This window comes from Streptomyces aureus (assembly GCF_001418135.1).
Classification (GTDB): domain Bacteria; phylum Actinomycetota; class Actinomycetes; order Streptomycetales; family Streptomycetaceae; genus Streptomyces; species Streptomyces aureus_A.
This window is the reverse complement of sequence record NZ_LIPQ01000017.1, coordinates 1-7,603: the sequence shown is the minus strand read 5'-3', so window position 1 is coordinate 7,603 and position 7,603 is coordinate 1. Positions and strand designations below refer to the sequence as shown.

Here is a 7,603-nt window from a genome sequence, read left to right as displayed (position 1 = left end):
GCGGGACGGCGAGGTGACGGCGGTCGAACTGGCCGACGGCTTCGTCCTCGACGCGCAGGTCGTGGTCCTGGCGTGCGGGGTCCGCCCGAGGGTGGCCCTGGCGAGGGAGGCGGGCCTCACGGTGGCGACGGGGATCGTGGTCGACGACGAACTCCGGACGTCCGACCCCTACATCCACGCGATCGGCGACTGCGCGGAACACGGCGGCCGGGTCTACGGCCTGGCGGGCCCGGCCCTGGACCAGGCGGACGCCCTGACGGACCTGCTGCTGGCGGAGACAGCCACCCAGACTCCGTACACCGGCACCCGCGCCCTCACCCGCCTCACCCTCGGCGGCGCCGAGCCCTTCGACCTCGCCGCCTTCGGCGACGCCACCCCGCAACCCGGCGACGACGTCGTCCAGCTCACCGACGCCACCCGCCGCGCCTACCGCAAGGTCGTCGTCCGCGGAGACCGCCTCGTCGGTGGCGTCCTCCTCGGCGATCTGGCCGCCGTCGGCACGCTCGCCCGGGCCTGGGAGGGCGACGAAGCCCTGCCCGACGAGGCCCCCCTGCTGCACCTGCTCACCCACGACGGAGGCTCCTCATGACCACCCCCACCATCGTCCTGGTCGGCCACGGAATGGTCGGCCAGCGGTTCCTGGAGTCGCTCGCCGACCGCGGTGTCACCGAGCGGGCCAGGATCGTCGTCCTCTGCGAGGAGCCGCGCCCCGCCTACGACCGCGTCCAGCTCACCTCGTACTTCTCCGGAAAGACCCCGGACGACCTGTCGATGGTCGAGGCGGGCTTCATGGAGAAGCACGGCATCGAGCTGTACGTGGGCGACGCGGCGGAGTCGGTGGACCGCGAGGCCCGCACGGTGACCGCCCGCTCCGGGAGGGTCTTCGCGTACGACGCGCTCGTCCTCGCCACCGGCTCGTACCCCTTCGTGCCTCCCGTCCCCGGCAAGGACGCCCGCGGCTGTTTCGTCTACCGGACGATCGAGGACCTCCTCGCGATCGAGGAGTACGCGAAGACGGCGACGACCGGCGCGGTCGTCGGCGGCGGTCTGCTCGGTCTGGAGGCGGCCGGCGCGCTCAAGGGTCTCGGACTCGACACCCACGTCGTGGAGTTCGCGCCCCGGCTGATGCCGGTGCAGGTCGACGAGGGCGGCGGCGCCGCGCTGCTGCGCACGATCGAGCGGATGGGTCTGACCGTCCACACGGGGACGGGCACGCAGGAGGTCGTGACGGCGGACGGCTCGGTCACGGGCATGAAGCTGTCGGACGGCTCCGAACTGGCCACGGACATGGTCGTGTTCTCGGCCGGTGTACGGCCCCGGGACCAGCTGGCCCGCGACTGCGGCCTGACCGTCGGGGAGCGCGGCGGCATCGCGGTCGACGAGCAGTGCCGCACCTCCGACCCGGCGGTCTTCGCGATCGGCGAGTGCGCCCTCGCCTCGGACGGCCGGGTGTACGGCCTGGTGGCGCCGGGCTACGAGATGGCCCAGACGGTGGCCGCGACCCTGGCGGAGGAGGCGGGCGAGGGCGACGGCTTCACCGGCGCCGACATGTCGACGAAGCTGAAGCTGCTCGGCGTGGACGTCGCGTCCTTCGGCGACGCGCACGGCACGGCCGAGGGCTGCCTCGACGTCGTGTACTCCGACTCCCGCTCGGGGGTCTACAAGAAGCTGGTCGTGAGCGGCGACGGCGTCCTCCTGGGCGGTGTCCTGGTCGGCGACGCCGAGCAGTACGGCCTGCTCCGGCCGCTCACCGGCACCGTGCCGCCGGTCTCCCCCGAGCAGCTGGTCCTTCCGGCGGGCGCGGGCGCACCGGTGGCGCTGGGGCCCTCGGCGCTGCCGGACGACGCGGTGATCTGCTCCTGCCACAACGTGACGAAGCACGCGATCGGCGAGTGCTCCTCGCTCGCCGAGGTGAAGAAGTGCACCAAGGCCGGTACGGGCTGCGGCAGTTGCGTGAAGGTCATCGAGAAGCTGCTGCCGGCGCCGGCCGACAAGGGCCTGTGCGGCTGCTTCTCGTACACCCGGAGCGAGCTGTACGAGATCGCCCGCACCCTGCGGGTGACCTCCTTCGCCGCCCTGCTCGACTCGCACGGGCGGGAGGCGGCGCGCGGCGGGGAGGGCTGTGAGGTCTGCAAGCCGACCGTCGGCTCGATCCTCGCCTCGCTCAACAACGGCTACATCCTGGACGGCGAGCAGGCCTCCCTCCAGGACACCAACGACCACTTCCTCGCCAACATGCAGCGCAACGGCTCGTATTCGGTCGTGCCGCGCATCCCCGGCGGTGAGATCACCCCGGACAAGCTGATCGTGATCGGCGAGGTGGCCCGCGACTTCGGCCTCTACACGAAGATCACCGGCGGCCAGCGGATCGACCTCTTCGGCGCCCGGGTGGACCAGCTCCCGTCGATCTGGACCCGGCTGGTCGACGCGGGCTTCGAGTCGGGGCACGCGTACGGCAAGGCGCTGCGCACGATCAAGTCCTGCGTGGGGCAGACCTGGTGCCGGTACGGCGTCCAGGACTCGGTGAAGATGGCGATCCAGCTGGAGCTGCGCTACCGGGGCCTGCGCGCCCCGCACAAGCTCAAGTCGGCGGTCTCCGGCTGCGCCCGCGAGTGCGCGGAGGCGCAGTCGAAGGACTTCGGGATCATCGCGACGGCCGGCGGCTGGAACCTGTACGTCGGCGGGAACGGCGGCGCGACCCCGCGCCACGCGGACCTGCTCGCCCAGGACCTCTCCGACGCCGAACTGGTCCGGCTGATCGACCGGTTCCTGATGTTCTACATCCGGACGGCGGACCGGCTGGAGCGGACGTCGACCTGGCTGGAGCGCCTGGAGGGCGGGCTCGACCACCTCAAGGACGTGGTGGTGCACGACTCGCTCGGGCTCTGCGACGAGCTGGAGTCCCTGATGGCGGCGCACGTCGCCGACTACCAGGACGAGTGGGCACAGACCCTGGACGACCCGGAGCGGCTGCGGCGCTTCGTCTCCTTCGTGAACGCACCGGAGGCACCGGACCCGTCGGTCCGCTTCGTCCCGGAGCGCGACCAGATCAAGCCGGACCTCACGATCCTGACGCTCGGCAGGACGAACAGCACGCTGGAAGGGGCTTCCTCCCGATGACGACCCTCACGACACTCACCACGACGACGCTCGAGATCTCCCCCGAACCCGGCTCCTGGGTGACGGTCTGCGAGGAGGCCCGGCTGACTCCGGGCCGGGGCGTGGCCGCGCTGCTGCCGGACGGCCGTCAGGTGGCGGTCTTCCGGGACCGCTCGGGCCGGACGTACGCGATCGACAACCGCGACCCGTTCACGGGGGCGCAGGTGCTCTCCCGGGGGCTCGTCGGTTCGGCGGAGGGGCGGCCGTTCGTGGCCTCGCCGCTCCTGAAGCAGCGCTTCGACCTGGAGACGGGCCGGTGCCTGGACGATGACGAGGTCACGGTGCCGGTGTATCCGGTGCGAGCGAAGTAACTTGACTGATCGTTCCAGATAGCCGTACGGTCTTCGCGTGGCCAGGACCAAGGAATTCGATCCCGACGCCGCGCTCCAGGCCGCCCTCGACCTGTTCTGGGCGCGCGGCTACGAGGCGACGACGATGTCGGACCTCGTGGAGCACCTGGGCGTCGGCCGGGCCAGCATCTACGCGACCTTCGGGAACAAGCACGCGCTGTACCTGAAGGCGATGGACCGCTACCTGGAGACCCGCGACCCGCGGATCGTCGAGGAGCTGTCCGCGCCGGGCCCGGCCCTGCCGGCCGTCCGCGCGCTCGTCCGTCGTTTCGCCGCCGAGGCGTCGGCCGACGACGAGCGGCTGAACGGCTGTTTCGTCACCAACTCGGCGGCGGAACTGGGGCCGCACGACACGGCGGTGGCCCGCCGGGTCGAACTCAGCTGGGAGCAGATCGAGACGCTCCTGTACGGGGCGCTCACCCGGGCCCGCGCCGGGGGCGAGCTCCCGGCCGACCGGGATCCGCGCGCCCTGGCGCGCATGCTCCTGGTACTGCTCCAGGGGATCCGGGTGGTCGGCAAGGCGTCGAGCGACCCGGCCAGGGTCCGGGACGCGGCGGAGCAGGCCCTGGGCCTGCTGGACTGAGCAGCGGGACGGAAGAAAGGGCGCCCACGGGGGGCGCCCTTTCTTCGGGGCTCATTTTGGAATGTACGGTCAAGTACAGGGGGATGGAAATGTCGTCGACGAAAGCGCGGGAACCCGACGGGGCCACCAACGGCGGGCACCGGACACGCGGAGCCGGCACACGCGGAGCCCGCACACCCGGAGCCGGCGCACCCGGAGGCCGTACGCCCTTGAGCCGCACCCGCGGAGGCCCCGCGCCCGGAAGCCGCACCCGCGGAGGCCCCGCGCCCGGAAGCCGCACCCGCGGAGGCTTCGCCCTCCTCGCGGCCGTGCAGATGACCCTCATCTTCACGCTCGCCTCCCTCGCCGTGCCCCTCCCCCGCATCGGCACCGAATTCCGGCTCGACCGCGCCCAGTTGATCCTGCTGAGCGCCGCGTACGGCCTGACCTTCGCCGGGCTGCTCCTCTTCGGCGGGCGGCTCGCCGACCGCTTCGGCGGGCGCCGGATCCTCACCGCGGGGCTGCTGGTCTTCGGCGCCGCCTCCGCCCTCGCTCCGCTCGCCCCCGGGTACGAGGCGCTGCTCGCCGCCCGGTTCGGGCAGGGCGTCGGCGCCGCGCTCGTCGCCCCGGCGGCGATGGCGATGCTCCGGTCCCTGTTCCCGGGACCGGCCGCGTACGGCAGGGCGATGGCCACCTGGGGCGGCCTCTCGGTGCTGGGCGCCACCGCGGGGAACCTGCTGTCGGGGGTGATCGCGGGGGCCACGTCCTGGCGCGGCACGTTCGCGGTCCCGGTGGCGGTGACCGCCGCCGCCCTGCTCCTGGCGCCGCGCGTACTGCCGGGGACCGCACCCGGACCCGGCCACACCCCGAACGGCCGCTCCCTCGACCTCCCCGGCGCGCTGCTCGCCACCGCCGGGATCACCCTCGCCAGCTTCGGGCTCGTCCTCACCGACGCCCACGCGTGGGACTCCGTCCCGGTCCTCGTCCCCCTCCTGTCCGGGCTGGTCCTGCTGGCCGCCTTCGGGGCGGTGGAGCGACGCACCGCCGACCCGCTGCTGCCCCCGGACTTCCTGCGCGACGGACGCCGGGCCCTCGGCCTGGCGGCGATCGGCCTCACGGCGGCCGGCACGGCCACCGTCTTCATCCTGCTCTCCCTCTCCTTCCAGCAGCAGCGCGGCTGGGACGAACTGCGGGCCTCGGCCGCCTTCGTGCCCTTCGCGGTCGCCCTGCTGGGCTCGGGACGGCTGGCGGGCCCGCTGATCGGGCGGTACGGGCCGGGGCGCGTGACCGCGACCGGGCTCGGCATCGCGGCGGCCGGTCTCGGACTGCTCGCCGCGACCGGTTTCGACACCTCGGTGCCGTACGCGTACGGGCTGCTCCCCGGCCTGCTCCTGCTGCCGGCCGGCGGTGCCCTGTCCTTCTCGGCCGCCGCCGTCCTGGCCACCGAGGGCGTCCCGGCGCACCGGGCGGGCCTCGCGGGCGGCGTCCTGAACACGGCGATGGAACTCGGCCCGACCGTGGTCTTCGCCGCACTGCTCACCCTCGGCGGGGACGCGGTGTCCCTGGCGGCCGCCGCCGCCCTCTTCACCGCACTCGCCGTCGCCGTCACCACCATCCGCGTCAAGTAGCCAGCACTCACACGGGAGTCGACCCACATGAACGCACGCTTCACCGACCGCGTCGTCCTCGTCACCGGGGCCGGTTCCGGTCTCGGCCGGGCCATCGCGCTCGCCTTCGCCGCCGAGGGCGCGAAGGTCGTCGTCGCCGGCCGTACCGCCGAGCCCCTGGAGGGGACGGTCGGTCTGATCGAGGCCGCCGGGGGCACCGCCGCCGCCGTCACGGCCGATGTGGCCGACGCCGGGTCCGTACGGGAACTGGTCCGGCGTACGGTCGAGCTCTACGGCGGTCTCGACGTGGCCGTGAACAACGCGGGGATCTTCCGCGGCGGCCACAGCGCCGCCGACTTCCCCCTCGACGACTGGCGGACACTGCTCGACATCAACGTCACCGGGGTGCTGCACGCCCTGCAGGCCGAGGTGGCGCACATGCGGGCGCACGGCGGCGGCTCGATCGTGAACATCGCCTCGAACCTGGGCCCGCACGTCCGGATCCCCGGAGTCTTCGGCTACCAGGTCTCGAAGGCGGCCGTGTCGGCGCTGACCAGGGCCGCGGCCCTGGACCACATCGCCGACGGGGTCCGGATCAACGCGGTCAGCCCCGGCGCCGCGGAGTCCACGATGTCGCTGCGGCCCGGTGAGACGGAGGCCGACCGGGAGGTCCGGATGAAGCAGGAGTCCCCGCTGGGCCGGATCTCCTCCGCCGCGGAGGTGGCGGCGGCGGTGCTGTACCTCGCGTCGGACGCGGCCGGCTCCGCCGTCGGCACGGACCTGGTGATCGACGGCGGCGTCTCCGCCTGACGCACGCGGGGCTCAGCCCTGGGCGGCCGCCGGGTCCATCCAGAAGACCTCCCAGTGGTGGCCGTCCAGGTCCGTGAAGGAGCGGCCGTACATGAAGCCCATGTCCATCGCGTCCTTCGCGGGGGTGCCGCCGGCGGCACCCCCGCGAAGGACGCGATGGACANNGGCGTCGGCGAGCTCGTCGCACTTCTCACGGCTCTCGGCGCTCAGGGTGACCAGGACCTCCGTGGCCTTGGTGGCGTCGGAGATCTCCTTGCCGGGGGCCATGAAGGACTTGAACTTGTCCTCTTCGAGGAGCATCGCGAAGATCGTGTCGCTGAAGACCACACAGGCGGTGGTCTCGTCGCTGAACTGCGGGTTGTGGGAGAAACCGAGCTTCTCGAAGAAGGCCCTGCTGGCGTCGACACTCTTGACGGGCAGGTTCACGAAGATCATCTGCGGGGCCATGATGCGCTCTCTCTTCCCTTGCGGTCGCTCCGGTCGCTTCGGTCGCTCCGGCGCTTTCAAGAGGTAGGACGGGCGTCCCGCCCGTAACTCATCNNACGCAGCTGGAGGGCCGCCAACGGTACGAATCCGCCGCCCGTGCCCTCCGTACCGGCCCCCGGCCCGGCGAGCCGCCGCAGCATCGCGAGCGCGATCCGCTCGCCCTGTGCCTTGGCCCGCTCGGCCAGCGGTCCGGTGTGGAGGCCGTCGACGGTGGCGTGCCAGAGCTGCACCCAGCGCCCGAAGTGGGCGGCGGTGAGGGGCCGGGCGGAGTGGAGTGCGGCATGCGGGGCGAAGGCGTCCCGCCCGTAGTCGGCGGTACGGAAGAGGGCGCGCTCCCAGAAGTCGGTGATGTGCGGCAGGTGGACCTTGAGATCGGTCCCGGCGACCCCGGTGAAGAACGGCCCGATGAGCGGGTCGGCGAAGGCGGCGGTGTAGAACCGCCGCAACAACACGTCGAGGTCGTCCCGACCACTGACATCCCGGTGGGTGCGCATACCCCCAGTGTGCCCGGCGCGGCAGCCGCCGCCGTAGTGCCGAAGGTCCCCCACCGCACTCCACCCGACAGGTCGCGCCCGCGGTGCCCCGCCCCGCAGGGCCTCGCCCGCCCTCGGGGCCCTGTCGGGTGTGCG

Annotated in this window: 8 protein-coding genes and 1 pseudogene; 6 read left to right on the top strand and 3 right to left on the bottom strand. The window is 72.9% G+C overall.

The genetic code is table 11. The features are described from left to right. From AOK00_RS02095 to AOK00_RS02070, 6 genes are all read left to right on the top strand, one after another. Nucleotides 1-589, top strand: a 589-nt coding sequence (locus tag AOK00_RS02095; protein ID WP_159041669.1) for an FAD-dependent oxidoreductase, incomplete at its 5' end; no start/stop codon positions are given. Further along, nucleotides 586-3,120: a nitrite reductase large subunit NirB gene (nirB, locus tag AOK00_RS02090; RefSeq protein WP_055598608.1), complete on the top strand. Its 2,535-nt coding sequence runs from the start codon at nt 586-588 to the stop codon at nt 3,118-3,120. The genes AOK00_RS02095 and nirB, both read left to right, overlap by 4 nt. After that, on the top strand, nt 3,117-3,470 hold the full coding sequence (gene nirD / locus AOK00_RS02085; RefSeq protein ID WP_055598607.1) for a nitrite reductase small subunit NirD: 354 nt from the start codon (nt 3,117-3,119) through the stop codon (nt 3,468-3,470). The genes nirB and nirD overlap by 4 nt, the downstream gene beginning before the upstream one ends. 37 nt (nt 3,471-3,507) lie before the next feature. Continuing rightward, complete coding sequence (locus AOK00_RS02080) at nt 3,508-4,092, top strand: TetR/AcrR family transcriptional regulator (protein ID WP_055598606.1); 585 nt, start codon at nt 3,508-3,510, stop codon at nt 4,090-4,092. 209 nt (nt 4,093-4,301) lie between these two features. Then, the gene (locus AOK00_RS02075; RefSeq protein WP_055598605.1) at nt 4,302-5,699 is read left to right on the top strand and encodes an MFS transporter; all 1,398 of its coding nucleotides are present in this window, start codon (nt 4,302-4,304) and stop codon (nt 5,697-5,699) included. 27 nt (nt 5,700-5,726) lie between these two features. Continuing rightward, the gene (locus AOK00_RS02070) at nt 5,727-6,488 is read left to right on the top strand and encodes an SDR family NAD(P)-dependent oxidoreductase (RefSeq protein WP_055598604.1); all 762 of its coding nucleotides are present in this window, start codon (nt 5,727-5,729) and stop codon (nt 6,486-6,488) included. A 12-nt stretch (nt 6,489-6,500) separates the two neighbouring features. Here the strand turns inward: AOK00_RS02070 and AOK00_RS39915 are convergent. The 3 genes and pseudogenes from AOK00_RS39915 to AOK00_RS02060 form a co-directional block, all read right to left on the bottom strand. Beyond that, nucleotides 6,501-6,651, bottom strand: a pseudogene (locus tag AOK00_RS39915) (VOC family protein); the annotation flags it as partial. 2 nt (nt 6,652-6,653) lie between these two features. Then, on the bottom strand, nt 6,654-6,935 hold a 282-nt coding region (locus AOK00_RS39910; RefSeq protein WP_254047206.1), incomplete at its 3' end, for a VOC family protein. A gap of 95 nt (nt 6,936-7,030) precedes the next feature. Then, the coding region (locus AOK00_RS02060) for a group III truncated hemoglobin (protein WP_254047205.1) at nt 7,031-7,468 on the bottom strand (438 nt) is incomplete at its 3' end. Nucleotides 7,469-7,603 lie beyond the last annotated feature (135 nt).

Bases quoted from the DNA above. Each gene is read 5' to 3' on its own strand.
- nirD (WP_055598607.1), top strand. From the start codon at position 3,117: ATGACGACCCTCACGACACTCACCACGACGACGCTCGAGATCTCCCCC.
- AOK00_RS02070 (WP_055598604.1), top strand. From the start codon at position 5,727: ATGAACGCACGCTTCACCGACCGCGTCGTCCTCGTCACCGGGGCCGGT.
- nirB (WP_055598608.1), top strand. From the start codon at position 586: ATGACCACCCCCACCATCGTCCTGGTCGGCCACGGAATGGTCGGCCAG.